Source organism: Allorhizobium sp. GW101-3B10 (genome assembly GCF_059424725.1).
In genome coordinates this window covers 290,531-316,177 of sequence record NZ_JBWKZR010000001.1, presented here as the reverse complement: position 1 = coordinate 316,177, position 25,647 = coordinate 290,531, and the positions used below count along the sequence as shown (strand labels likewise).

General features: G+C 64.9%; 22 protein-coding genes. 15 read left to right on the top strand and 7 right to left on the bottom strand.

The features are described 5' to 3' along the window. Positions 1–37 precede the first annotated feature (37 nt). A complete protein-coding gene (scpA, locus tag AC07Y0_RS01470; RefSeq protein WP_498673836.1) occupies positions 38–2,173 on the top strand; it encodes a methylmalonyl-CoA mutase in 2,136 nt (711 codons plus the stop codon). Positions 2,174–2,177: 4 nt separating this feature from the next. Here the strand turns inward: scpA and AC07Y0_RS01465 are convergent, their stop codons facing one another. After that, positions 2,178–3,119: a LysR family transcriptional regulator gene (locus tag AC07Y0_RS01465; RefSeq protein ID WP_498673832.1), complete on the bottom strand. Its 942-nt coding sequence runs from the start codon at positions 3,117–3,119 to the stop codon at positions 2,178–2,180. 169 nt (positions 3,120–3,288) lie between these two features. Between AC07Y0_RS01465 and AC07Y0_RS01460 the strand changes: the two genes are divergently transcribed. The 7 genes from AC07Y0_RS01460 (at position 3,289) to mmsB (ending at position 10,675) form a co-directional block, all read left to right on the top strand. Then, the gene (locus AC07Y0_RS01460) at positions 3,289–4,491 is read left to right on the top strand and encodes an ABC transporter substrate-binding protein (protein ID WP_498673830.1); all 1,203 of its coding nucleotides are present in this window, start codon (positions 3,289–3,291) and stop codon (positions 4,489–4,491) included. 10 nt (positions 4,492–4,501) lie between these two features. Further along, positions 4,502–5,284, top strand: a complete 783-nt coding sequence (locus tag AC07Y0_RS01455) for an ABC transporter ATP-binding protein (RefSeq protein ID WP_498673828.1) — start codon at positions 4,502–4,504, stop codon at positions 5,282–5,284. After that, positions 5,284–5,985 carry an ABC transporter ATP-binding protein gene (locus AC07Y0_RS01450; RefSeq protein WP_498673825.1) on the top strand — a complete coding sequence of 234 codons (702 nt, stop codon included), beginning with the start codon at positions 5,284–5,286 and terminating at the stop codon, positions 5,983–5,985. Before AC07Y0_RS01455 ends, AC07Y0_RS01450 begins: the two co-directional genes overlap by 1 nt. A gap of 2 nt (positions 5,986–5,987) precedes the next feature. Then, positions 5,988–6,875 (top strand): branched-chain amino acid ABC transporter permease, encoded by an 888-nt coding sequence (locus AC07Y0_RS01445; protein ID WP_498673823.1) that lies wholly within the window; start codon positions 5,988–5,990, stop codon positions 6,873–6,875. Between the two features lies 1 nt (position 6,876). Then, entirely contained in the window at positions 6,877–7,875 is a 999-nt protein-coding gene (locus AC07Y0_RS01440; protein ID WP_498673821.1) for a branched-chain amino acid ABC transporter permease, read from the top strand. Between the two features lie 306 nt (positions 7,876–8,181). Beyond that, positions 8,182–9,777, top strand: coding sequence for a GMC family oxidoreductase (locus AC07Y0_RS01435; RefSeq protein WP_498673817.1), 1,596 nt, complete (start codon positions 8,182–8,184; stop codon positions 9,775–9,777). 22 nt (positions 9,778–9,799) lie between these two features. Further along, the gene (gene mmsB, locus AC07Y0_RS01430) at positions 9,800–10,675 is read left to right on the top strand and encodes a 3-hydroxyisobutyrate dehydrogenase (protein WP_498673813.1); all 876 of its coding nucleotides are present in this window, start codon (positions 9,800–9,802) and stop codon (positions 10,673–10,675) included. Positions 10,676–11,271: 596 nt separating this feature from the next. Here mmsB and AC07Y0_RS01425 read toward each other — a convergent pair. From AC07Y0_RS01425 to speB, 5 genes are all read right to left on the bottom strand, one after another. After that, positions 11,272–12,072, bottom strand: coding sequence for an ABC transporter permease (locus AC07Y0_RS01425; RefSeq protein WP_498673811.1), 801 nt, complete (start codon positions 12,070–12,072; stop codon positions 11,272–11,274). Beyond that, entirely contained in the window at positions 12,069–12,923 is an 855-nt protein-coding gene (locus AC07Y0_RS01420; RefSeq protein WP_498673809.1) for an ABC transporter permease, read from the bottom strand. The genes AC07Y0_RS01425 and AC07Y0_RS01420 overlap by 4 nt, the downstream gene beginning before the upstream one ends. Continuing rightward, the gene (locus tag AC07Y0_RS01415; protein WP_498673806.1) at positions 12,920–13,954 is read right to left on the bottom strand and encodes an ABC transporter ATP-binding protein; all 1,035 of its coding nucleotides are present in this window, start codon (positions 13,952–13,954) and stop codon (positions 12,920–12,922) included. Before AC07Y0_RS01415 ends, AC07Y0_RS01420 begins: the two co-directional genes overlap by 4 nt. Before the next feature lie 274 nt (positions 13,955–14,228). Continuing rightward, complete coding sequence (locus AC07Y0_RS01410) at positions 14,229–15,317, bottom strand: ABC transporter substrate-binding protein (protein ID WP_498673804.1); 1,089 nt, start codon at positions 15,315–15,317, stop codon at positions 14,229–14,231. 89 nt (positions 15,318–15,406) lie between these two features. Continuing rightward, the gene (speB, locus tag AC07Y0_RS01405) at positions 15,407–16,462 is read right to left on the bottom strand and encodes an agmatinase (RefSeq protein ID WP_498673801.1); all 1,056 of its coding nucleotides are present in this window, start codon (positions 16,460–16,462) and stop codon (positions 15,407–15,409) included. Positions 16,463–16,622: 160 nt separating this feature from the next. Here speB and gcvA point away from each other — a divergent pair, with 160 nt between their 5' ends. The 7 genes from gcvA (at position 16,623) to AC07Y0_RS01370 (ending at position 25,037) form a co-directional block, all read left to right on the top strand. After that, the gene (gcvA, locus tag AC07Y0_RS01400; protein ID WP_498673798.1) at positions 16,623–17,633 is read left to right on the top strand and encodes a transcriptional regulator GcvA; all 1,011 of its coding nucleotides are present in this window, start codon (positions 16,623–16,625) and stop codon (positions 17,631–17,633) included. A gap of 17 nt (positions 17,634–17,650) precedes the next feature. Continuing rightward, positions 17,651–18,826, top strand: coding sequence for an aminotransferase (locus tag AC07Y0_RS01395; RefSeq protein WP_498673797.1), 1,176 nt, complete (start codon positions 17,651–17,653; stop codon positions 18,824–18,826). Between the two features lie 24 nt (positions 18,827–18,850). Continuing rightward, on the top strand, positions 18,851–20,065 hold the full coding sequence (locus tag AC07Y0_RS01390) for a TIGR03862 family flavoprotein (protein WP_498673794.1): 1,215 nt from the start codon (positions 18,851–18,853) through the stop codon (positions 20,063–20,065). 183 nt (positions 20,066–20,248) lie between these two features. After that, positions 20,249–21,052, top strand: a complete 804-nt coding sequence (locus tag AC07Y0_RS01385) for a TIM barrel protein (protein WP_498673792.1) — start codon at positions 20,249–20,251, stop codon at positions 21,050–21,052. Positions 21,053–21,433: 381 nt separating this feature from the next. Continuing rightward, positions 21,434–22,363: a sugar ABC transporter substrate-binding protein gene (locus tag AC07Y0_RS01380; RefSeq protein ID WP_028738114.1), complete on the top strand. Its 930-nt coding sequence runs from the start codon at positions 21,434–21,436 to the stop codon at positions 22,361–22,363. Positions 22,364–22,433: 70 nt separating this feature from the next. Continuing rightward, entirely contained in the window at positions 22,434–23,972 is a 1,539-nt protein-coding gene (locus AC07Y0_RS01375) for a sugar ABC transporter ATP-binding protein (RefSeq protein WP_498673790.1), read from the top strand. A gap of 36 nt (positions 23,973–24,008) precedes the next feature. Next, positions 24,009–25,037 (top strand): ABC transporter permease, encoded by a 1,029-nt coding sequence (locus AC07Y0_RS01370; RefSeq protein WP_454747139.1) that lies wholly within the window; start codon positions 24,009–24,011, stop codon positions 25,035–25,037. Positions 25,038–25,107: 70 nt separating this feature from the next. Here AC07Y0_RS01370 and AC07Y0_RS01365 read toward each other — a convergent pair whose 3' ends face one another. Further along, entirely contained in the window at positions 25,108–25,647 is a 540-nt protein-coding gene (locus AC07Y0_RS01365) for a DUF3833 family protein (RefSeq protein ID WP_498673787.1), read from the bottom strand.

Here is a 25,647-nt window from a genome sequence, read left to right as displayed (position 1 = left end):
GGGGTGTTTCTGCCCATCGTAAAGAGGAAGCCGATCGATGACCGAAAAGACGATCAAGGACTGGAAAGCGCTGGCCGAGAAGGAGCTGAAGCGTCCGGCCGACACGCTGACCTGGCACACGCCTGAAGGCATCGACGTCAAGCCGCTCTACACAGCGGACGACCTTGCCGGCATCGACCATCTCGGCTCGCTCCCCGGCTTTGCCCCCTTCGTCCGCGGTCCGCGCGCCACCATGTATGCCGGCCGCCCCTGGACCATCCGGCAATATGCCGGCTTCTCCACGGCGGAGGAATCGAACGCCTTCTACCGCAAGGCGCTCGCCGCCGGCCAGCAGGGCGTCTCTGTCGCCTTCGACCTCGCCACCCACCGCGGCTATGACAGTGACCATCCCCGCGTCGTCGGCGATGTCGGCAAGGCCGGCGTGGCGATCGACTCGGTCGAGGACATGAAGATCCTGTTCGACGGCATCCCGCTTGAGGCGATCTCGGTGTCGATGACCATGAACGGCGCCGTGATCCCGATCCTTGCCAACTTCATCGTCACCGGCGAGGAACAGGGCGTGCCGCGGGCACAGCTCTCCGGCACCATCCAGAACGACATCCTCAAGGAGTTCATGGTCCGCAACACCTACATCTACCCGCCCGAACCCTCGATGCGGATCATCGCCGACATCATCGAATACACGGCGAAGGAGATGCCGAAGTTCAATTCTATCTCGATCTCCGGCTATCACATGCAGGAAGCCGGGGCGACGCTGGTGCAGGAGCTCGCCTTCACGCTGGCCGACGGGCGCGAATATGTCCGCGCCGCCCTCGCCAAGGGGCTGAACGTCGACGATTTCGCCGGCCGCCTGTCCTTCTTCTTCGCCATCGGCATGAACTTCTTCATGGAAGCCGCCAAGCTGCGCGCCGCGCGCCTGCTGTGGACCCGCACCATGCAGGAATTCCAGCCGAAGAAGGCCTCCTCGCTGATGCTGCGCACCCACTGTCAGACCTCGGGCGTGTCGCTGCAGGAACAGGATCCCTACAACAACGTCATCCGCACGGCCTACGAGGCGCTGTCGGCGGCGCTGGGCGGCACTCAGTCGCTGCACACCAATGCGCTTGACGAAGCGATCGCGCTGCCGACCGACTTCTCCGCCCGCATCGCCCGCAACACCCAGCTCATCCTGCAGAACGAGACCGGCGTGACGAGGGTCGTCGATCCGCTCGCCGGCTCCTACTATGTCGAGAGCCTCACCAACGAACTGGCGGAAAAGGCCTGGGCGCTGATGGAAGAGGTGGAGGCCATGGGCGGCATGACCAAGGCCGTCGACGACGGCCTGCCCAAGCGGCTGATCGAGGAGGCCGCGACCCGTCGCCAGGCCGCCGTCGACAAGGGCGAGGAAGTCATCGTCGGGGTCAACAAGTTCCGCCTGGAAAACGAAGACCCGATCGACATTCTCGACATCGACAACACCGCCGTGCGCACCTCGCAGATCAAGCGCATCGAACAGACCCGCCGGCAGCGCGATCCGAGGGCGGTCGAAGCGGCGCTCGTCCGCATCACCGACTACGCCAGCACCGGCCAGGGCAACCTCCTGGAAGCCGCCGTCGAGGCCGCCCGCGCGCGAGCCACCGTCGGCGAGATTTCCGACGCCATGCGCGTCGTCTACGGCGACCATGCCGCGACCCCCATCGTCGTGCACGACATCTACGGCAAGGCCTATGAAGGCGACCCGGAAATGCAGATGCTGTCCGGCCGCCTCACCGATTACGCGAAGAAGGCCGGCAGGCCGCGCATCATGGTCGCCAAGCTCGGCCAGGACGGCCATGACCGCGGCGCCAAGGTGATCGCCTCGGCCTTCGGCGACATCGGCTTCGACGTCGTCGCCGGCCCGCTGTTCCAGACCCCGGAAGAGGCCGCCGACCTCGCCGTCGCCGAGAAGGTTCAGGTCGTCGGCATGTCGTCGCTCGCCGCCGGCCACAAGACACTCGCCCCGCAGCTGGTCGAGGCGCTGAAAGCCAAGGGCGCCAAGGACGTGATTGTCGTCGTCGGCGGGGTCATCCCGCGCCAGGACTACGACTATCTGATGCAACACGGCGTATCGGCCGTGTTCGGCCCCGGCACCAATGTGATGGAAGCGGCCCGCACCGTTCTCGACCTGATCGAGGGCCGGCTGCGCAACGCCTGACGCGTCAGCCCACCGCCTCGATGACCGCGCGCCCGACCAGGGGGCGTCCGGTAAAGGCCAGGGCATTGTCGCTGACCACGCCGCGCAGGAACTCGATCACGGTGCGCACCCGCGCCACCTGCCTGAGATCGTGATGGCAGGCGATCCAGTAGTGGCGGCAGAGGTCGATCTCGTCCTCGAGCACCGCCTGCAATTCGGGATAGCGATCTGCGATGAAGATCGGCAGCACGCAGAGCCCCAGCCCGCTGCGGGTCGCGGTCAACTGGGCAAAGATGCTGGAACTCTGGAAATGCGGCCGGATGCGCGGATGGATGTCGCCGAGATAATCCAGCCCCGGCGCGAAGATCATGTCCTGGATATAGCCGATGAAGGCATGTTCCAGCAGTTCGTCCCGGCTCCTCGGCTCGCCGCGCCTGGCGATGTAGTCGCGGGTCGCATAGATCTTCAGGTGATAGTCTGTGAGCTTCTCGGTGTAGTACGGCCCACCCTTCGGCGGGTCGAGGACAACGGCGACATCGGCCTCCTTGCGCGACAGCGCCATGATCTGCTGGATCGTCACCAGCTCGAGCGAAATGCTCGGATGGCCGGTGGTGAAATCCGGTAACATCTGCGTGAAGAAGAAGTTGGAAAAACCCTCCGGCGCCGAGAGCCGCACCACGCCGCGCTGGGCGGTCGCCCCGCCGGCGAGGTCGGCCTGCAGCCGCTCGGTCTCCTGCTCGATCTTCTCCGCCGTCTCGATGAAGCGCTGCCCCATCGTCGTCAGCACGTAGCCACGCGGATTGCGCTCGAAAAGCTTGACCTTGAGGTCGAATTCGAGCCGGTCGATGCGCCGCGACACCGTCGCATGGCTCGATCGAAGCTGGCGCGCCGCCGTCGAAAGCTGTCCGGTCCTGGCGACGGCCAGGAAGAACTGCAGATCGTCCCAGGTGAAACTGGCGTTGCTCATGGACCCTCCCTCTGTTCAGAAATGAACAGACCCTGTTTGCAATTAGTCAAGCCTTGCGCTTGCGTCAACCGGCGCTTTCCGGGATCATGCCCTCATGACATGCCGTTCTGAGGAGTACGGCTGGTCAATTTTGAACAGGTTCGCGACCTGCACTCTGGGAGGAGATCAAATGCGCAACAAGCTCATCGCGTCCATGGCTATGGTATTGGCATCCAGCACGGCGGTTCTCGCCGAGCCGTCCGACGGCAAGGTGAAGATCGGCATTCTGAACGACCAGTCCGGCGTCTACGCCGACTTCGGCGGCAAGTCGTCGGTCGAAGCCGCGAAGATGGCGATCGAGGATTACGGCGGCAAGGTGCTGGGCGTTCCAGTCGAGATCGTCGACGCCGACCACCAGAACAAGGCCGACATCGCCTCCAACATCGCCCGCCAGTGGTTCGACACCGAGCAGGTCGACGCGATCATGGAACTGACCACCTCGTCGGTCGCGCTGGCCGTCCAGGCGATCGCCAAGGAAAAGAAGAAGATCGACATCGTCACCGGTGCCGCGACCACCGAACTGACCGGCAAGCAGTGCTCGCCTTACGGCTTCCACTGGGCCTATGACACCCACGCGCTGGCCGTCGGCACCGGCGGCGCGCTCGTCAAGCAGGGCGGCGACAGCTGGTTCTTCCTGACCGCCGACTACGCCTTCGGCTACTCCCTCGAACAGCAGACCTCCGACTTCGTCAAGGCCAGCGGCGGCACGGTCACGGGCGCGGTCCGCCATCCGCTTGCCACCACCGACTATTCGTCCTTCCTGCTCCAGGCCCAGTCGTCCGGCGCCAAGGTCGTCGGCCTGGCCAATGCAGGCGCCGACACCCAGAACGCCATCAAGCAGGCGGCCGAATTCGGTATCACCCAGGGCGGCCAGCGCCTTGCGGCCCTGCTCTTCACCCTTGCCGAAGTGCACGGCCTCGGCCTCGAAGCGGCCCAGGGCCTGACGCTGACCGAGGGCTTCTACTGGAACCGCGACGAGGAGAGCCAGAAGTTCGGCAAGCGCTTCTTCGAGCGCACCGGCAAGATGCCGAACATGGTCCACACCGGCACCTATTCGGCGGTCACCCAGTACCTCAAGGCCATCGACAAGGCCGGCACCGACGAAACCGAAGCCGTCGCCAAGGCCCTGCATGAAATGCCGGTCGACGACGTCTTCGGCCGTGGCGGCACTGTCGGCGCCAATGGTCGCATGATCCACGACATGTACCTGCTCGAAGTGAAGAAGCCGGGCGAGTCCAGCGAACCGTGGGACTACTTCAACGTCCTCGCCACCATTCCTGGCGCGGAGGCCTATATCGACCCCGCCAAGAGCGGTTGCGAGCTGGTCAAGTAAGCGCCGACTGATGACGAACGTTTCAGTCCCAACTGAAAAGGAGCCGCGGGTGGTCTTGTCCGCCCGCGGTCTCCGCCGCGACTTCGGCGGCTTCACCGCGGTGCGCGATGTCGATCTCGACGTGCACCACGCACAGGTTCATGCCCTGATCGGTCCGAACGGCGCCGGCAAGACCACGGTCTTCAACCTGCTGACCAAGTTCCTGCAGCCCTCGGCCGGCACCATTACCCTGCTCGGCACCGACATCACCCGCACGCCGCCCGACAAGGTCGCCCGCATGGGGCTGGTGCGCTCGTTCCAGATTTCCGCGGTCTTCCCGCACTTGACCGTTCTCGACAATGTCCGCGTCGCCCTGCAGCGGCCGAACGGCCTTGCCCATCAGTTCTGGCGGCCGCTTTCGGCGCTCGATACGCTGAACGGCCATGCCGAGGATCTGCTGGCAAGTGTCGGCCTGACCAAGGAGCGCGACCACATCGCCGCCGACCTGTCCTATGGCCGCAAGCGCGTGCTTGAGATCGCCACGACCCTTGCCCTCGATCCCAAGGTCCTGCTGCTCGACGAGCCAATGGCCGGCATGGGCCAGGAAGACGTCAGCGTAATTGCAGAACTGATCCGCGAGGTCGCCAAGACCCGCGCCGTTCTGATGGTCGAGCACAACCTCTCCGTCGTCGCCGACATCTGCCACCACGTCACGGTCCTGCAGCGCGGCGAGATCCTCGCCGAAGGCGATTATGAAACGGTCAGCCGCGACCCGCGCGTCCGCACCGCCTACATGGGAACGGAGGACGCGTGATGACAGCACTTCTGGAAGTCCGCGGCCTGAACGCCTGGTACGGCGAGAGCCATGTCCTGCATGGCGTCGACATGAATGTCCGGGAAGGCGAAACCGTCACCATTCTCGGCCGCAACGGCGTGGGCAAAACCACGACGCTGCGCACCATTACCGGCATCGTCCGCACACGGAAGGGCGAGATCCGCCTCGGAGGCAAGGACCTGATGCAGGTTCCGCTTCACCGCAGCGCCCATCACGGCGTCGGTTACGTGCCGGAAGAGCGCGGCATCTTCTCGACGCTCACCGTGCTCGAGAACCTGATGCTGCCGCCGGAAGTGGCCAAGGGCGGCATGACACTCGGGGAGATCTTCGAGCTCTTCCCTAACCTGCACGAACGCCGCAACAGCCCTGGCACGCGGCTGTCCGGCGGCGAGCAGCAGATGCTGGCGATCGCCCGCATCCTGCGCACCGGCACCCGCCTGCTGCTGCTCGACGAGCCGACCGAGGGCCTCGCTCCCGTCATCGTCCAGCGCATCGGCGATGTCCTGAAAACCCTCAAGCAGCGAGGCATGACCGTGCTTCTGGTCGAACAGAACTTCCGTTTCGCAAGCCGCGTCGCCGACCGCTTCTACCTGATGGAGCATGGCCAGATGGTGGCCGAGTTCAAGGTCGAGGAACTGCCGGAGCGCATGGACATGCTTCACAAGGTCCTGGGGGTCTGACGATGACGATGATCTTCGGCATTCCCCTCCAGGCATTGTTCGGCCAGTTGCTGATCGGCCTGATCAACGGCTCCTTCTACGCGCTGCTGTCGCTCGGCCTCGCCATCATCTTCGGCCTTCTGAGGATGATCAACTTCGCCCACGGGGCGCAGTACATGCTCGGCGCCTTCGTCGCCTACCTGCTGCTGACCTTCGCCGGCATCGGCTACTGGCCGGCGCTGGTCCTGGCTCCGCTGATCGTCGGCGGCGTCGGTGCGGTGGTGGAACGCTTCTTCCTGCGGCGGCTCTACGATCTCGATCCGCTCTACGGCCTGCTGTTCACCTTCGGCCTGGCGCTGACGATCGAAGGCACGTTCCGCTATTTCTACGGCTCGTCGGGGCAGCCCTATGCGACACCCTCGGCCCTCGCCGGCGGTACCAATCTCGGATTCATGTTCCTGCCGATCTATCGCGGCTGGGTCGTCGTCGTCTCGCTGATCGTCTGCCTCGCCACCTGGGTGCTGATCGAAAAGACCAAGCTCGGCTCCTATCTGCGCGCAGCCACCGAGAACTCGACCCTCGTCCAGGCCTTCGGTGTGAACGTGCCGGTGCTGCTGACCTTCACCTACGGCCTCGGCGTGGCGCTCGCCGCATTCGCCGGCGTGCTGGCGGCACCGATCTACCAGGTCTCGCCGCTGATGGGCTCCAACATCATCATCGTGGTCTTCGCGGTGGTCGTCGTCGGCGGCATGGGCTCGATCATGGGCGCCATCGTCACCGGTTACATGCTCGGCATCGCCGAGGGCCTGACCAAGGTCTTCTACCCGGAGGCCTCCAACATAGTGATCTTCGTCATCATGGCGATCGTTCTTCTCATCAGGCCTGCAGGCCTCTTCGGCCGGGATGCGTGACATGGCTCATACCACGACGACAACCTCGACCCACGTTCCGCCGGCCTCGGGCAATGCGTCCACGGCCCGCGCCGTCCTCATCGGCGTCGGACTGCTGCTGCTCATCGCCGCACCCTTCTTCCTCTATCCGGTGTTCCTGATGAAGGTGCTGTGCTTCGCGCTCTTCGCCTGCGCCTTCAACCTGCTGCTCGGCTATACCGGTCTTCTGTCCTTCGGCCATGCCGCCTTCTTCGGCGGAGCTTCCTACTTCACCGCCCATGCGGTGAAGGAATGGGGCCTTTCGCCGGAACTCGGCATCCTCACGGGCGTCATAGGTGCCGCCATGCTGGGCCTGGTCATGGGCTTCTTCGCCATCCGCCGGCAGGGCATCTACTTCGCCATGATCACGCTGGCCCTGTCGCAGATGTTCTTCTTCTTCTGCCTGCAGGCCGAGTTCACCCATGGCGAGGACGGCATCCAGTCGGTCCCGCGCGGACATCTGTTCGGCTTCATCGATCTCAGCCAGCCACTGTCGATGTACTATCTCGTGCTCGCCGTCTTCGTCATCGGCCTGCTGGTCATCTGGCGCTTCATCAACTCGCCCTTCGGCATGATCCTCAAGTCGATCCGCGAGAACGAGGCCCGCGCCACCTCGCTCGGCTATTCGGTTGCCCGCTACAAGCTCGGCGCCTTCGTCATGTCGGCGGCACTGACCGGCCTTGCCGGTTCGCTGAAGGCTTTGGTGTTCCAGTTCGCCACGCTGACCGACGTGACCTGGCAGATGTCCGGCGAAGTCATCCTGATGACCCTGCTCGGCGGCATCGGCACGCTGATCGGCCCGATCTTCGGCGCCGGCCTCGTGGTCACGCTCGGTAACTATCTCGCCACCACCGGCTTCCCCGTGACGGTCATCACCGGGGTGGTGTTCATGGTTTGCGTGCTGGTCTTCCGGCGCGGCATCGTCGGCGAATTCTACGCCTCGCGCCTCGGCCGCAGGTTCGGCTTCGAATATCGGCGGTAAGGACGAAACGGAAAGCGGAGGCGGTACCCCTCTTCTCCCCATCGGGGAGAAGGGCGCGCGCAGCGCGGGATGAGGGGGGCGAAGCCAACTGGTCTGAGTGCACTTGGCCCCCTCATCGCCTCGCTATGCTCGGCACTTCTCCCCGTCGGGGAGAAGAGGGTGTCCGCCAGCCACCGGCCTGCCACGTTCGGTTCCCCCGAGGGACGATCCTCGCCCTTTGACAAACTCACAAGGGCAGACGGGTGCCTTCAGGACCTGTCGCCACCTTTGACAAAAATCGGCCCCAAGGCCGATGCGGAGTGAAGCATGGAAAGCTACGACTACATCGTCATCGGCGCCGGCACCGCCGGCTGCGTGATGGCCAACCGCCTGGCGGCCGATCCGGCAACGCGCGTCCTGCTCCTGGAAGCCGGCGGCAGCGACAATTACCACTGGGTGCACATCCCCGTCGGCTATCTCTATTGCATCAACAATCCGCGCACCGACTGGTGCTTCACCACGGCCAAGGAAGAGGGCCTGAACGGCCGCTCGCTCAGCTATCCGCGCGGCAAGGTGCTCGGCGGCTGCTCGTCGATCAACGGCATGATCTACATGCGCGGCCAGGCCCGGGACTACGACCAGTGGCGGCAGATGGGCTGCGAGGGCTGGGGCTGGGACGACGTCCTGCCGCTCTTCCGGAAGTCGGAAGACTACTACAAGGGTGCCGACGAAATGCACGGCGCCGGCGGCGAATGGCGGGTGGAAAAGGCCCGCGTGCGCTGGGCGGTGCTCGAAGCCTTCCAGCAGGCGGCCAAGGAAGCCGGCATCCCCGAAACCGCCGATTTCAACCGCGGCAGCAATGAAGGGTCCGGTTATTTCGACGTCAACCAGCGCTCCGGCATCCGCTGGAACACCGCCAAGGCCTTCCTGCGTCCTGCCATCAAGCGGGGCAATCTGACGGTTCTGATCAAGGCGCATGTCAAGCGCCTGATCATCGAGGATGATGCCGTGACCGGCGTCGAGGTGCATCATGACGGCGTGACAAAGCAATTCTCGGCAAGGCGCGAGACGGTGCTGTGCGCCGGCGCGATCGGCTCGCCGCATATCCTCGAACGCTCCGGCATCGGCCGTGGCGAGGTGCTGAAGAATGCCGGCATCGAGGTGGTGAAGGACGTGCGCGATGTCGGCGAGAACCTGCAGGACCACCTGCAACTGCGCCTCGCCTTCAAGGTCACCGGCGTACCGACCCTGAACGAGAAGGCCTCGAGCCTGATCGGCAAGGCCGCGATCGGCCTGGAATACCTGCTCAAGCGCTCCGGTCCGATGGCCATGGCACCGAGCCAGCTCGGCATCTTCACCCGCTCGGGGCCGGACAAGGAGACGCCCGACCTGCAATATCACGTCCAGCCGGTGACGCTGGAAAAGTTCGGCGAGCCGGTTCATTCCTTCCCGGCGGTCACCGCCAGCGTCTGCAATCTGAGACCTGAGAGCCGCGGCTCGGTGCACGCGACGGCACCGGACTTCGCCGCCCAGCCGGCGATTGCGCCACGCTACCTGTCGGCGCCGGCCGACCGCGACGTGGCCGTCAGGTCGATCCGGCTCACCCGCAAGATTGCCCGACAACCGTCCTTCGCCCGGTACAATCCGCAGGAGTTCAAGCCGGGTCCGGCCTACGAGTCAGACGAAGATCTAATGCGCGCTGCCGGCGATATCGGCACGACGATCTTCCACCCGGTCGGCACCTGCCGTATGGGTTCGGACGAGCAGAGCGTCGTCGATCCGCGCTTGAAAATGCGGGCGCTGAAGCACCTCAGGATCGCCGACGCCTCGATCATGCCGACGATCACCTCCGGCAACACCAATTCGCCGACCATCATGATCGCCGAGAAGGCGGCGGAGATGATCCTCGCGGACAACCGCTGAGGCTTAAAGACAGGAGACTGAAATGGCCACTATCGCATTCATCGGACTGGGCAATATGGGCGGGCCAATGGCCGCCAACCTCGTCAAGGCCGGCCATGCCGTGAAGGGCTTCGACCTCTCGGCCGAGATCCTGAAAAGCGCGGCGGCATCCGGCGTCTCGCCCGCGACGTCGATCAAGGACGTGGTCGCCGGCGCCGAGACGGTCGTCACCATGCTGCCGAAGGGAGCCCACGTGCTCTCCGTCTGGGGAGAACTCATCACGTCGGCCAAGGCTGGCACGCTGCTCATCGACTGCTCGACCATCGATGTCGCGAGCGCCCGCAAGGCCCATGAGCTTGCCGCCGGCGCGAACTGCCTGTCGCTCGACGCCCCCGTATCCGGCGGCACCGGCGGCGCCTCGGCCGGCACGCTCACCTTCATGGCCGGCGGCAGCGACGACGCCTTCGCCCGGGCGAAGCCCGTGCTGGAAGCCATGGGCAAGAAGATCGTCCATTGCGGCGGCAACGGCGCCGGCCAGGCCGCCAAGATCTGCAACAACATGATCCTCGGCATCTCGATGATCGGCGTCTGCGAGGCCTTCGCGCTCGGCGAAAAACTCGGCCTCACCCACCAGGCGCTGTTCGACGTCGCGTCAACGTCGTCCGGCCAGTGCTGGTCGATCAACACCTATTGCCCGGTCCCCGGCCCCGTGCCGACTTCGCCGGCCAACAACGACTACAAGCCGGGCTTTGCCGCGGCCCTCATGCTGAAGGACCTCAAACTGGCGCAGGAAGCCGCGCTCGCCGCGGGTGCTGCAACCCCGCTCGGCGCCGAAGCCGCCCAGCTCTTCGACCTGTTCGACAAGCAGGGCCATGGCGGGCGGGACTTCTCGGCGATCATCGAGATGCTGCGCGGCTGAGACTCCTCCCTCCTGCGCAGCAGAACGGCCGACGGAAGCGATTCCGTCGGCCGTTCTGTCTTTAAGGGGGTGGAGGAGCACGACTCTGGGGGGTGGGGGCGTGCCGTGCTCCTCCCGCGATGCCTATTGAGATCGTGGGCCGTCCGGCATGGGGTGACGGGACGGACACCGATAGGCATCGCGACGGTCCCATGGCGGGACCGATGGCGTGACTATCTGGACCTCGGGGCGCGCGGGCTCGCCGCGACGGCCGCTTGTCTGAAAAGGGTGGACTGGATTGGCCGAAGGGCCAAGGACCGGCTGGAGCCGGGAAACGCAAGGGACACCGCCAAGGGTACCCGATTGGCCGTCACGAGCCGTGACGGCAGGTGTTCACGCACGTCCGCAATGATTGCGGACCCTTTTGCGCACATCATGTGCCTCATCCCCATGTTTCATCATCCGCTACGTCATGCGCGGAGTTCCATCCGGAACAAAGCAAGGGTTAGGCCGCAAACCTAAACGAAGGGTAAATCTGGCCGGCTAGTCTTTAGGATTTACGCTTACGAACTGGAAAGGCGCCGGGGTCCACCCCGACGCCGGCGCAAGATCGTGGATCAGCGCTCGTCTTCGGCCATGGCGCCGAGCAGCTTCGGCAGGTCGCCGAACCGGGCGACGAGGCCGAAGACCAGCGCCGCGACCGCGACGAACAGGATCGTCACCGAGGCCATGGTCGGCGTGTAGCCGTAGCGCAACGCGTTGAAGATCTTGATCGGCAGGGTCTCCATGGTGAAGCCGACCGTCATGTAGGCGACGATGTATTCGTTGAGCGACAGCACGAAGGCAAACGCATAACCGGAGACCAGATAGGGCCGGATCAGCGGCAGGACGACGGTGCGGAACACCATCCTGTCGTCGGCGCCCATGGTGGCCGCCGCCTCCACCAGCGAACGGTCGATGGCGGAAAAGCCGAGGGACAAGGTCACCAGCGGCAGGGTCACGAAGAAGATCGCGTGCCCGATGACCGCCGTCCAGGGCTGGCCGTAGAAGCCGGTGGTCGCCCAGAAGGTCAGGAGCCCCAATGCCGTGATGACGGGCGGCAGGGTAAAGGGGGCGATGCCGAGCACCTGGAAGATGTTGGCCCAGGGGGCGATCCGCCGCCACAGGAACCAGGCGAGCGGCAGGGCGATCGCCACCGCCAGCGCCGCCGAGGCGAGCGCCAGCACGACCGAGGCGAAAAAGGCCGCGCGCCAGCCGGTATCGGTGAAGATCGCGCCGTACCAGGCGAGCGAAAAGCCCTGCGGCGGGAAGGTCAGGCTCTGCTTCTCGTTGACCGAGACACCGGCGACGACGACGATCGGAGCGGCAAGAAAGATACCGATCAGGGTAAAGTAAATACGGGTCAGCAGCGTGTTCATGCCGTCTCTCCCTTGCGGCCGACGAACAGGGTCAGCGCCACCATGCCAAGCGTGACGAGCACGAGGAACACCGCCATGGCCGCTGCGAACGGCATGTTCGACTGATAGATCGCCTGGTCGGTGATCAGCACCGACAGCGTCCAGTGCTGCGGCCGCCCGAGGATCTGCGGCAGCAGATAGGAGCCGAGCGCGAAGATGAAGACCATGATCAGCGTCGCGAGAATGGTGTTCCGAAGCGCCGGGACGACCACGGTGAAGAAGGCCCGGATCGGCGAGGCGCCGAGGGTGCGGGCCGCCTCGGTCAGCGTCGGATCAAGCCGGACAAGCGCGGGATAGAGCACCAGCACGGTATAGGGCAGCGCCTGATAGGTCATGCCGGTCAGCACCGCGCCGAAATTCGGCATCAGCGCCACCGGCTTTTCCATCAGCCCGATCATGACGAGCAGGTTGGTGATGCCGGCGGTGCGGGAAAACAGCGTCGACCAGGCAAAGCCGATGATGACTTCCGACAGGGACAGGATCGACAGCAGCGCCACCAGCCACAGCACCTGGGCTTTGCGTGACATGCGGGCGAGCAGATAGGTGAACGGGAGGCCGAGCACCACGCAGACGACGGCCACCGCGATCGCCAGCATCAGCGAGAAGCCGAGCACGCCGGCGAAGAAGGGGCTGATGAAGCGGGCGTAATTGTCGAGAACGAAGGCCGGCGAATAGAAACCGGCGGGATTGCGCTGGAAGAAGCTGACGGCGATCATCGTCGCAAACGGCACGACGAAGAACAGGATCAGCATGGCCGCCGGAAAGGCGAGCGGCGCATAGTCGAGGGCTCTTTGGGGCGGTTCGCGTCTCATGCGGCAAGCACCACGGCGGTGGCGGGATCGATGCCCACGCCGACGTCCTGGCCGACCGAGACCACCGGCCGTTCGCGCGGCGTCGAGACGGCCACCACTTCGGTGCCGCGCACGTCGATGAAAGTCTCGATCGTGCCGCCGAGATCGCGGATGAAGGTGACGCGGCCGGTGAGCCGCCCCTCACCCGGCGCGGAAAGATGGATATCCTCCGGGCGGACCGAAAGGCTGGCCGCAGCCAGGCCCGCAGGCGGCGCGATCCCTTCGACCGCCTGGCCGAGCACCAGCGTGCGCCCGCCCTCGACGGTGAGCGGCAGGAGGTTGGTGGAACCTATGAAATCGGCGACGAAGCGGTCGGCGGGCTTGCGGTAGATCTCGATCGGGCTTGCCGCCTGGCGGATCTTGCCGCCGTTCATCACCACCACGGTGTCGGCCATCGTCATCGCCTCGCGCTGGTCGTGGGTGACGACGATGGTGGTGATGCCGAGCTGCTGCTGCAGCTTGCGCAGTTCGACCTGCATGGCCTCGCGCAACTTGGCATCGAGCGCCGAGAGCGGTTCATCGAGCAGGAAGAGTTTCGGCGAGATGGCGAGCGCCCGGGCGATCGCCACGCGCTGGCGCTGGCCGCCGGACAGCTTGGTGACGGGCCGGTCGGCATAGCCGGCGAGATGGATCATGGCGAGCAGTTCGTTGACACGCTTCACCTGTTCCTCACGGCCGATGCCGCGGATGCGCAGCGGATAGGCGATGTTCTCGCCCACCGTCAGATGCGGGAACAGCGCCAGCGACTGGAATACCATACCGAGATTGCGCTTGTGGGTCGGCACGGCCGTGATGTCCTCGCCGTCGAGCACGATCGAACCGCCGGTCGGCGTGTCGAGGCCGGCGATCATCCGAAGCAACGTCGTCTTGCCGCAGCCCGAAGGTCCGAGCATGCAGACGAAGGTGCCGTGCGGGACGGCCAGCTGTACCTGGTCGACGGCCGTGAACGGACCGAACTGCTTGGTGACGGCATTGAGGATGAGTCCGGACATCATGTCTCCGAGATATAGGGGTAATGGGAATTCGTCCCTGTCTGCCCCGGCTGCGTCATCCCATCAAGGGGTTTGATTGTCGCGCGATCTTGTATGGGGTTCAAGCGGGATACGGATCTTGTCGACGTCCGGAAAGGCGCACGTATCTGCCCCTCATCCGCCCTGTCGGGCACTTTCTCCCCGCGGGCGGGGAGAAGGAAACACGCCGCAGCACCTGCAGTCCCCTCTCCCCGCAAGGGGGGGGAGAGGGTCAGAGTCAGGGGCACGCTCTTCCTCAGCCGACGATCAGTTCGGTCCACTTCTGGTTCAGCCAGTCCGACTTGGTCTGGTAGAGGTCGTAGCGCGGAATGATCGGCGCGATGTCAGACGACACGGCAGCGAACTCTTCGGCCGTCAGGTCGAGCAGTTCGCGCTTGACGGTCGGGGCGGTGCCGACCTTGCGCGACAGGGTCGCCTGGATCGACGGCTGGGACATGTAGTCGATGAAGACGTGAGCCTCTTCGGACTTGGTCGAAGCGCGCGACAGCGCCCAGCAGCCCGAATCCATGATGCCGCCTTCCTTGGGGAAGGTGGAGCGGACCGGATGGCCGTCGGCGGCGGCAAGGCCGGTCACGTCGTGGTAGTACTGGCCCATCGGGATTTCGCCCGACTTCAGCGCCTGCTCGAACTGGGCCTCGTCACGATACCACAGGCGCACGTTCGGCTTCACTTCGGCGAGCTTGTCGAACACCTTGAGGATGCCTTCCTCGGTATCGAGCACTTCGGTGCCGCCGAAATGGGTCTTGGCGGTCACTTCCAGCAGGAAGGAGTTGGAGACGAGGGCCAGCAGACCGAGCTTGTCTTCGTTTGCCGGATCCCAAAGGGCGGCCCACGAGGTGGGCGCTTCCTTGTAGACGTCGGTATTGGTGACGAGCGTGATGTACCAGGCAACGGCGCCGATGCCGGCGACGCGGCCGTCCGGATACTTGTTGACGAAGGCGTCGATCAGGCCCGAGGCGTTCTTGATCTTGGAAGTGTCGAGCGGTGCCCACAGGTCCGTGGACTGGCCCTTGAGCATCGAGACCTGGGACATCATCGAGACGTCGGCCGGTGCCTGGCCGGCCTTGGCGGCCTGCTCGAGCTGTACGAGCCAGGCTTCGCCGGTCGGCTCGGCGACCGATTCGACGGCGATGCCGCTCGCCTTGGTGAATTCCGGGAAGATGTTCTTGTCGAACGAATCCTTGAAGTAGCCGCCATAGACGCCGACCTTCAGCGACTTGTCCTGGGCCTTAAGGATCGACGGCATGGCGAGCATGCCGGCACCGGCAAGCGAGCCGGCCAGCACGCCGCGGCGGCTGACGGAGGCGTTGAGAATGTTCTTCATATTCCGTTCCCTTTTCTTGATTGGTAGTCGTGAACTCAGGTTGCGGGGCGCCCCATAACGCCGCCCCGGAAAAGATGCCGGCGGCCGGTTCAGCGGCCCTTGATCGCCGGACTATAGACCATCAGGCTGAGAATTTCGAAGAGAACCTGCGCCCCGGCATGGGCCGTGTTGTGGGTCGCGTCGTATTGCGGCGCCACCTCCACGACGTCGCCGCCGACGAGGTTGATGCCCTTGAGCCCACGGATCAGTTCGAGCACTTCGCGCGAGGTCAGCCCGCCGACTTCCGGCGTGCCGGTGCCCGGCGCAATGCTCGGATCGAGGCTGTCGATGTCGAAGGAGATGTAAGTCGGGCCGTCGCCGATGATCTTCTTGGCCTTGTCGATGATGGCCGGCATGCCGAGACGGGTGATCTCTTCGGCATGGATGACGGTCATGCCGGACTCGTAGGAGAATTCCCACAAATACTCGGCCGAACCGCGAATGCCGATCTGGATGGTGCGGGTCGGATCGAGCGTGCCGTCGAGAACGGCATTGCGGAAAGGGCCGCCGTGATGGAACTTCGACTGGTCGAACGGCCCGCCGGTGTCGCAATGGGCATCGATGTGCACCAGGCCCACCGGGCCATGCTTCCGGGCGATGGGCTTCAGGATCGACTGGGTGATCGAATGGTCGCCGCCGACCGACAGCGGCAGGATGCCGGCTTCGACGATCTTCGAAAGATAACGCTCGATGTCTTCGTGGCTGAGCTCGAGGCGATAGCGGCTGGAGAACGGCACGTCGCCGATGTCGCCGACCTTCAGGTCGAAGACAGGCGCGCATTCGAGCACGTGGTTGTAGGGGCCGATGCGGTCGATCGAGCGCAGGGCGCGCGGCCCGAAGCGCGCCCCCGGGCGGTTGGTGACGCCGAGGTCCATCGGCACGCCGACGATCGCCACCTGCAAGTCGCCGAAGTCGGGGTTCTGCGGATCGATCGGCCGGTGCGGTGCCGAGAGAAAGGTGGGCACGCCGGCATAGGGCGCGGCGCGGGTGCCGTTCTGGAAGATCTTCTGCCCGACCTTGGCGAACTTCGGATCGAAGATCTCGCCGGCATTGTCGCCGCCATATCTGGCGCGCAGTTCCGCAAGCTTCTTTTCGTCGAACGTCATGTCATCACCCTCTTCGCGTTCGCCCGATCGCACCGCGACTGTTTAAGCGGCAGATCGTCGATCTGCCTTTAATGTGAGCATTAATCCGCAAAGCCTATAGAAATGCAATTCACGATGTTGTAGCAATCCTTGTGAGAAAAACTCATAGAGTCATTGCCTGATGTCGAACCGCCTGCCGCCGCTCAACCCGCTCCGCGCCTTCGAGGCGGCGGCCCGGCGCGGCTCGATTTCGGCGGCCGCGCGCGAGCTGAACGTCACCCACGGGGCCGTGAGCCACCAGATCAAGACGCTGGAGGAAACGCTCAAAGCGGCCCTGTTCGAGCGCGGCGGCAAGCGGCTGAAACTGACGCCGCAGGGCGCCCTGCTGCTGCCCGCCGTCTCCTCGGCCTTCGACGGCATCGCCGCCGCAACCGCCCTGATGAACCGGCCGTCGACCAGCGGACGGCTGCGCATTTCCTGCGTGCCCGCACTTCTTTCGCTCTGGCTCATCCCGCGGATGAACAGCTTCTCCGAGCAATATCCTGAGATCTGCCTGACGCTGACCTCGAGCAATGATGCGGACCTCATCCATTCGCCCGACGTAGACGTCGCCATCCTCTACGGACCGGGTGGCTGGCGCGACTGCTGGACACGCCAGTGGAGCACGCTCCAACTCTTCCCCGTTGTCTCGCCCTCGCTCCTCAATGCCCGCCCGCTGCGTTCTATTCGCGACCTGCGCGACCATGTGCTCCTGCACGGCGACGACGGGCGGGAATGGAACACCTGGCTCGCCGCCGCCGACCAGCTCGACATGCCCCGCGGCCGGGAGCATTTCATGAGCGATGCGCGGCTTTCGACCGAGGCCGCCCGCCATGGCCAGGGGGTGGCGCTGGGCGACAGCATCACCGCCTCCAGCCTGATTGCCGCGGGCGAACTGATCATTCCCTTCGACCTCTCCGTACCGGCCTCCGATGCCTTCTATGTCGCGACCCGCAACGAGATGCGCGCCGCGCCGATCGTGCGCGTCTTCATCGACTGGTTGTTTGCCACGCTGGAAAACGAGCGCAGCTCGCAGATGAGCCCGGCGATTCGTCAGGCCGGCCGCAGCCGGGCGCCGCGCGCTGCCAAGGCTTCGCCGGCGCACGAGACAGCCCATTCCGACACCGGCGAGACTGCCGACCTGACCTCCTGAAACAAACGAGCAAGACAATGCCTGCACCCGCGTTCAACCCGCTGATTTCCCGCCTCTCGCCGCCACCCGTTCCCGCGGTCTTCGCCTGGGCGCGCGCTTATGACGGCGCCCGTGGCCCGCTGATCGACCTCTCCCAGGCCGTGCCGGGCTATCCGCCGCATCCGGACATGCTGACCTGGCTTGGCGAGACGGCCGCCTCGCGCGCCTATGCCGGCTACGGCCCGATCGAAGGCGAGCCGGACCTGCGCGCAGCCTATGCGGTAGAGATGACGGAGGTCTACGGCGCGCCGGTCGGGGCGGAAAACATCCACATCACATCCGGCTGCAACCAGGCCTTCACGGCCGCCGCCATGGCGATTGCCGGTCCAGGCGATGCGGTCGCGTTGACCGATCCCTATTATTTCAACCAGGAAACGACGCTTGCCATGATGGGCATCGAGCGCCGCCTGCTGTGGCTCGATCCGGCCGGCGGTTTCGTGCCGGACATCGGCGCCGTCAGAAAGATTCTCGCAACCGGCGTCAAGGCGCTCGGGCTGGTTTCGCCCAACAACCCGACCGGGGCGATCTATCCGGCCGGGCTTCTGCGCGAGATCTTCGACGCCTGCCGCGCGGCCGGCGCCTGGCTGATGCTGGACGAAACCTATCGCGACTTCCTGCCCGAAGGCCAGCGCCCGCATGAGCTGCTGTCCGTTCCCGGCTGGGAGGACAACCTGATCCTGCTCTACTCCTTCTCGAAGTCCTTCTGCATTCCCGGTCATCGCCTCGGTGCAATCACGGCTGGACCGAAGGCAATCGCGGAAATCGCCAAGGTGATGGACAACCTGCAGATCTGCGCGCCGCGCGCGCCCCAGGCCGCCGTCGCCCGCGCCATCCCGGCGCTGAAGGAGTGGCGCAAGGCCAACCGCGCCGAGATCGCCAGACGCGCCGACACGCTGCGCACCGTCATGGCCGGGCTGCCCGACTGGAAGATGGATTCGATCGGCGCCTATTTCGCCTTCATCCGCCATCCCTTTGCCGGCACGCCCTCGGCCGAGGTGGCGGAGAAGCTGGCGCGCGAGGCCGGCGTGGTGTGCATTCCCGGCGCCTATTTCGGCGAGGGCCAGGAGAACTACCTGCGCTTCGCCTTCGCCAATGCCGACAGCGAGACCATCGCCTCGCTGGCCGATCGCCTCGCCGCCTTCACCCTCGCCTGAGCCGCAACAAGGAAGATCGATCCCATGACGGCACGGCGCATCACGATTATCGGCGGGGGACCGGCCGGCCTGATGGCCGCCGAGCAGTTGTCCCGCGCCGGCCATACGGTCACGGTCTACGAGGCCATGCCGACGGTGGCGCGCAAGTTCCTGCTGGCCGGCAAGTCGGGGCTGAACATCACCCATGCCGAGCCCTATGAGCGCTTCGTCACCCGTTTCGGCACAGCGGCGCAATGGCTGCGCCCGATGCTCGACGGCTTCACGCCCCAGGACGTGCGCGACTGGGCAGACGGCCTGGGCACCGAGACCTTCACCGGCACATCGGGCCGGGTGTTTCCCAAGGTGATGAAGGCCTCGCCCCTGCTGCGCGCCTGGCTGAAGCGGCTGGAGGCGCAAGGTGTCGCGATCCTCACCCGCCACCGCTGGATCGGCTTCGACGGCAATGCCTGCCGGATCGACACGCCGCATGGCCAGGAGACCGTCGAAGCCGACGCCGTGCTGCTGGCGCTCGGCGGCGCGAGCTGGCCGCGGCTCGGATCGGACGCAGTCTGGGTTTCGTGGCTTCAGGCGCAGGGCGTCGAGGTCGCCCCCTTCCGCCCCGCCAATTGCGGCTTCGACTGCGCCTTCACCGAAAGCTTTGCCGAACGTTTCGCCGGAGAGCCGGTCAAATCCGTGACAGCAACCAGCGCCGCCGGCACCACGCAAGGAGAATTCGTCATCAGCCGCAACGGCATCGAGGGCAGCCTGATCTACGCCCATGCCGGCGCCCTGCGCGACACCTTGCAGAAGGCCGGCATGGCTACGCTGGTTCTCGACCTCGCCCCCGGCCGAACCGTCGACAAGCTTGCCCGCGATCTGGAACGCCAGGACGCAAAGGCGAGCTTTTCCAACCGCTTGCGCAAGGGTACCGGTCTCGACGGGGTCAAGGCGGCCCTCGTCAGGGAACTCGCTCCCGACGCCAATCGTCTCGATGCCCGGCGCCTCGCCGAAGCGATCAAGGCGCTGCCGCTGCCCGTCGTTTCACCCCGGCCGATCGCCGAGGCGATCTCGTCGGCCGGCGGCATCACCTTCGACAGCGTCGACGCGAACCTGATGCTGAAAGCCCTGCCCGGCACTTTCGTCGCGGGTGAGATGCTGGACTGGGAAGCGCCGACCGGAGGCTACCTGCTGACCGCCTGCCTTGCCAGCGGACGAAGCGCCGCTCGCGGTATCGAAGACTGGCTGGCGAAGAACGTCTAGAACCGCGCAGTCCCGATCTCCGCCTCGGACGCATGCATGAACGGGGCGGCCTCAAGAGGGGCGACCTCGACCGCTCCCGCTGCGTTCGCCACCGCTGACGCTTTGACGCTGCGGCAGGGCTACCCTACGCTCACGCGTACGAGGGCGGCGCGATCGGGTGCCGCCGGGAGGAAACCAAAGCCGATGAAATTTGCCCTCAATCACATGACCGCGCCGGCCATGCCGGTCGCCGACTTCTTCGATCTGGCCCTTTCGCTCGGCATTCATGCCGTCGAGATCCGCAACGACCTGGCCAACAACGCCATCCTCGACGGCACAGCGCCCGGCGAGATCCGCAAACTGGCCGAGGATCGCGGCATCGAGATCATTTCGATCAATGCGCTGCAGCGCTTCAACGAGTGGAGCGAGGCGCGTTCAAGGGAAGCCGATGAACTGATCGCCTATGCCCGCGATTGCGGCGCGAATGCCCTGGTCCTGGTGCCGAAGAACGACGGCACGGGCCTCAAGGACGGCGAGCGCCAGCAGAACCTGCGTGAAGCACTCTCGGCGTTGAAGCCGCGCCTCGAAGCGGCCGGCGTGATCGGACTGGTCGAGCCGCTCGGCTTTGCCGTCTGCTCGCTAAGCTCGAAGCAGGAGGCGGCGGACGCCATCCGAGACGTCAGCGGCGAAGACGTGTTCCGGCTCGTCCACGACACCTTCCACCATCACCTGGCCGGAGAACCCGCGATCTTTCCCGCGTTGACCGGGCTCGTGCACATTTCCGGGGTCACCGATCCGGCCGTCTCCGTCGCCGAGATGCGCGACAGCCACCGGGTTCTCGTCGACCGTGCCGACCGGCTCGACAATATCGGCCAGATTCTTGCCCTTCAGGCCGCCGGCTATGACGGCCCCTTGTCCTTCGAGCCCTTCGCCGACAGCGTTCACGCGCTGAGCGATCCGGGCGCTGCGGTGAAGGCGAGCATGGATTACATCAAGGCCGCGGTCTGAACCTGGCGCGATCGGGAGACCTGTAACGGTCCCGGCTGGGTCGCCGTCATCCGGGATCGCCACGCGCCTCTTGCTCCCAATCCCCCTTTACCTGTAGTTCGCAAGCGAAATGGAATGGAAATTCCATCCATGCGGCACAGAGCCTCACGCGTTTTTTCCCGATTTTCCAGAGCCCTAGCGGAAATCTGCTGCAAGCGAGCGCAAGCGCCGTTGACGCGCCGTGTAAAAAATGGAATAAATTATCTGCATTTCAGGGTCAGCGGTCTATTCATTCCGTTTTATCCGACGCGTCGGGAGCGCGAAGCAAGTGCAGGGTCGGCCCGAACGGGCGGCCTCCGGCAGGAGAAGGTGGAGCCGGACACCATCTGAGGAGGAAATATCATGAAGAAGCTTATTCTGGGCGCCGCCATGTCCGTTCTGTTGAGCACGGCCGCCCATGCCGAGACCGTCGGCGTTTCGATGGCGCTGTTCGACGACAACTTCCTGACCGTGCTTCGCAACGGCATGCAGGATTATGCCAAGACGCTCGACGGCGTGACGCTGCAGGTCGAAGACGCGCAGAACGACGTGGCCAAGCAGCAGAGCCAGATCCAGAACTTCATCGCCGCCGGCGTCGATGCGATCATCGTCAACCCGGTCGACACCGACGCGACCGTCGCCATGTCGAAGATCGCCGCCGATGCCGGCATTCCGCTGGTCTATGTCAACCGCGAGCCGGTCAACGTCAACGAACTGCCGGACAAGCAGTCCTTCGTCGCTTCGGAAGAAATCGTCGCCGGCACGCTGGAAGCCAAGGAAGTCTGCCGTCTGCTCGGCGGCAAGGGCAAGGCCGTCGTCATGATGGGCGAACTGTCCAACCAGGGCGCCCGCATGCGCACCAAGGCCGTCCATGACGTCGTCGCCACCGACGACTGCAAGGGCATCGAAATCGTCGAGGAACAGACCGCCAACTGGCAGCGCACGCAGGGCGCCGACCTGGTGACCAACTGGCTTTCGAGCGGGCTGGAGTTCAACGCCGTCATCGCGAACAATGACGAAATGGCGATCGGTGCGGTGCAGGCGCTGAAGGCTGCCGGCAAGGACATGAAGGACTATGTCGTCGCCGGTGTCGACGCCACCCAGGACGCGCTTGCCGCCATGGAAGCCGGCGACCTCGACGTCACGGTCTTCCAGAACGCCGCCGGCCAGGGCAAGGGCGCGCTTGACGCGGCGCTGAAGATCGCCAAGGGCGAGAGCGTCGAGAAGAAGGTCTACATTCCCTTCGAACTCGTCACGCCGGAAAACCTCAAGGACTACCAGGCCAAGAACTGATCCCTTCGGGGATCCGGGAATGCGGGCTTTTGCCCGCATTCCACCCGCATGAAGCGTGAGGAGATTTGCCATGGTCAGCCCGACTACGATGGCCGCTGTCCGCAGGAGCGGCGCAGTCCCCAATTCCGAATATCTTCTGGCCGCGGAGGGCGTGCGCAAGGAATTCCCGGGTGTCGTCGCGCTCGACGACGTGACGTTCAGGCTGAAGCGCGGCAGCGTGCACGCGCTGATGGGCGAAAACGGCGCCGGCAAGTCGACGCTGATGAAGATCCTCGCCGGCATCTACCATCCCGACAAGGGCACGGTGCAGCTGAAGGGCGTCGACATCAAGCTCGAATCGCCGCTCGACGCACTGGAAAACGGCATCGCCATGATCCACCAGGAACTGAACCTGATGGCGCCGATGACGGTGGCGGAAAACATCTGGATCCGCCGCGAACCGCTCACCCGCCTGGGCTTCGTCGACCACAAGGAGATGAACCGCAAGACGGCGGAACTCTTCAACCGGCTGAACATTTCCATCCACCCGCAGACCAAGGTCGGCGAACTGTCGGTCGCCAACCGGCAGATGGTCGAGATCGCCAAGGCGGTCTCCTACGAATCCGACGTGCTGATCATGGACGAGCCGACCTCAGCGCTGACGGAGCGCGAGGTGGAACATCTCTTCCAGATCATCCGCGGCCTGCGCGACCAGGGCATCGGCATCGTCTACATCACCCATAAGATGAGCGAGTTGTTCGAGATCGCCGACGAGTTCTCTGTCTTCCGCGACGGCAAGTATATCGGCACCCACGCCTCCACCGACGTGACGCGCGACGACATCATCCGCATGATGGTCGGCCGCGAGATCACCCAGATGTTCCCCAAGGAAGACGTGCCACTGGGCGACGTCGTACTGTCGGTGAAAAACCTGACGCTCGACGGCGTGTTCCACGACGTTTCCTTCGACGTGCGTGCCGGCGAGATCCTCGGCGTCGCCGGCCTCGTCGGCTCGGGGCGCTCTAACGTCGCCGAAACGATCTTCGGCGTGACGCCGGCCTCGTCCGGCACCATCGAGATCGACGGCAAGCCGGTCAACGTCTTCAGCCCGACGGAAGCGATCCGCAACCGCATGGCCTTCCTCACCGAGGACCGCAAGGACACCGGCTGCCTGCTGATCCTCAGCGTGCTGGAGAACATGCAGATTGCCGTGCTTCAGGACAAGTTCGTCAGCCGCGGCTTCGTCGAGCAGGCGGCGCTGTCGGCGGAATGCGAGGAGATGTGCCGCAAGCTGCGCGTCAAGACGCCGAACCTGGCCGAACGCATCGAGAACCTGTCGGGCGGCAATCAGCAGAAGGTGCTGATCGGCCGCTGGATGCTGACCAATCCGCGTATCCTGATCCTCGACGAACCGACCCGCGGCATCGATGTCGGAGCCAAGGCGGAGATCCACAAACTGGTGACGGAGATGACCAGGAACGGCGTCGCCGTGATCATGATATCGTCGGAAATGCCGGAAGTGCTCGGCATGAGCGACCGCATCATGGTCATGCACGAGGGCCGCGTCACCGGCGTCCTCGATCGCGCGGAAGCCACACAGATCAAGGTCATGGACCTGGCGTCGCGTTAAGCGGCAGCCGTCCACGGACCTTCGAGGGAGGAAGAGATGAACAGCAAGATCCTGACCAAGGGCGAGGTCGACCTGAAGACCGGGCAGCCCCTTCACCGCCGCATCCCGCCGGAAGCCAATATCCTGTTCGTGCTGATCGGCATCGCGCTGATCTTCGAACTGCTCGGCTGGCTCTTCGTCGGCCAGAGCTTCCTGATGAACCAGCAGCGCCTGACGATCATGATCCTGCAGGTCTCGGTGATCGGCATCATCGCCGTCGGCGTGACCCAGGTCATCATCACCGGCGGCATCGACCTCTCCTCCGGTTCGGTCGTCGGCATGACGGCGATGTTCTCGGCGAGCTTCGCCCAGGCCTCGACCTGGCCGCGCGCACTCTATCCAAGCCTGACCGACATGCCCTTCTTCGTGCCGATCGCGGTCGGCATCGCCATCGGCCTGCTGGCCGGCTTCATCAACGGCCAGCTGATCGCCCGTACCAAGATCCCGCCCTTCATCGCCACGCTCGGCATGATGGTGACGGCGCGCGGCATTTCCAAGTGGTACACGAAGGGCCAGCCGGTCTCGGGCCTCAGCGAGGATTTCATCTTCATCGGCACGGGCATTGCCCCGGTCGTCGTCTTCCTCGTCGTCGCGATCATCTTCCACATCGCCCTGCGCTACACCCGCTACGGCAAGTTCACCTATGCGATCGGCGCCAATGTCCAGGCGGCCCGCGTCTCGGGCATCAACGTCGAAGCCCACCTGATCAAGGTCTATGCCATCGCCGGCATGCTGGCGGGGCTGGCCGGCGTCGTGACCGCAGCCCGCGCCCAGACCGCGCAGGCCGGCATGGGCGTGATGTACGAACTCGACGCGATTGCCGCCGCAGTCATCGGCGGGACGTCGCTGGCCGGCGGCGCCGGCCGCATCACCGGCACGGTGATCGGCACGATCATCCTCGGCGTCATGACCTCCGGCTTCACCTTCCTGAGAGTCGATGCCTACTACCAGGAGATCATCAAGGGCATGATCATCGTCACCGCCGTGGTCGCCGACGTCTACCGGCAGAAGAAACGCAAGGTCTGAAGATCGCTCCCACCGCGAAAGCCACCTGGCGGCGCCCCGGCGCCGCCTTTTTGTTTTCAGGGAAGAACGATCAACGCCACCGCCCCTTGCCCTTCACGCCGCCGGCCTTTTCGAACGACACCACGGTCCTGGCGACCGGCAGGCCGAACTTGGTGACGAGCGCGGTGTTGAGCACCGTGCCGTCGCTGCGCAGGACCATCTTGTCGTAGAAGCGGACCTTGTTCGCCTGTTTGGCGGAATCGAGATAGACGAGGTAGTTGAAGCGCGCGACATTGCCCTGCAGCGTCACCTTGGTTTCGCCGATCACGTCCTCTCGGGTGCCGGAATAGGTGGCGGGGCCGGTCTTGACGAAGCGCCAGGTCTTGGTGTCACGGGTGCCGTCGTTGAAGACGAAGTCCTCGCGCAGTGTCAGGACGTGCCCGTTCCATTTGCCGGTGAGATCCACCGTGAATTGGCGTTTCACGCCGTTGATGGCGCTGAAGGATCCCACCGCCTTGCTCTTGCCGGCAAAGAAACCCTCCAGCGTGAACTTGTCGGCGGCGGCGACGCCGGAGGCAGACAGCATGACGGGCAAGATCAGTGCGAAAAACAGGGAAGCGGTCTTGAACAT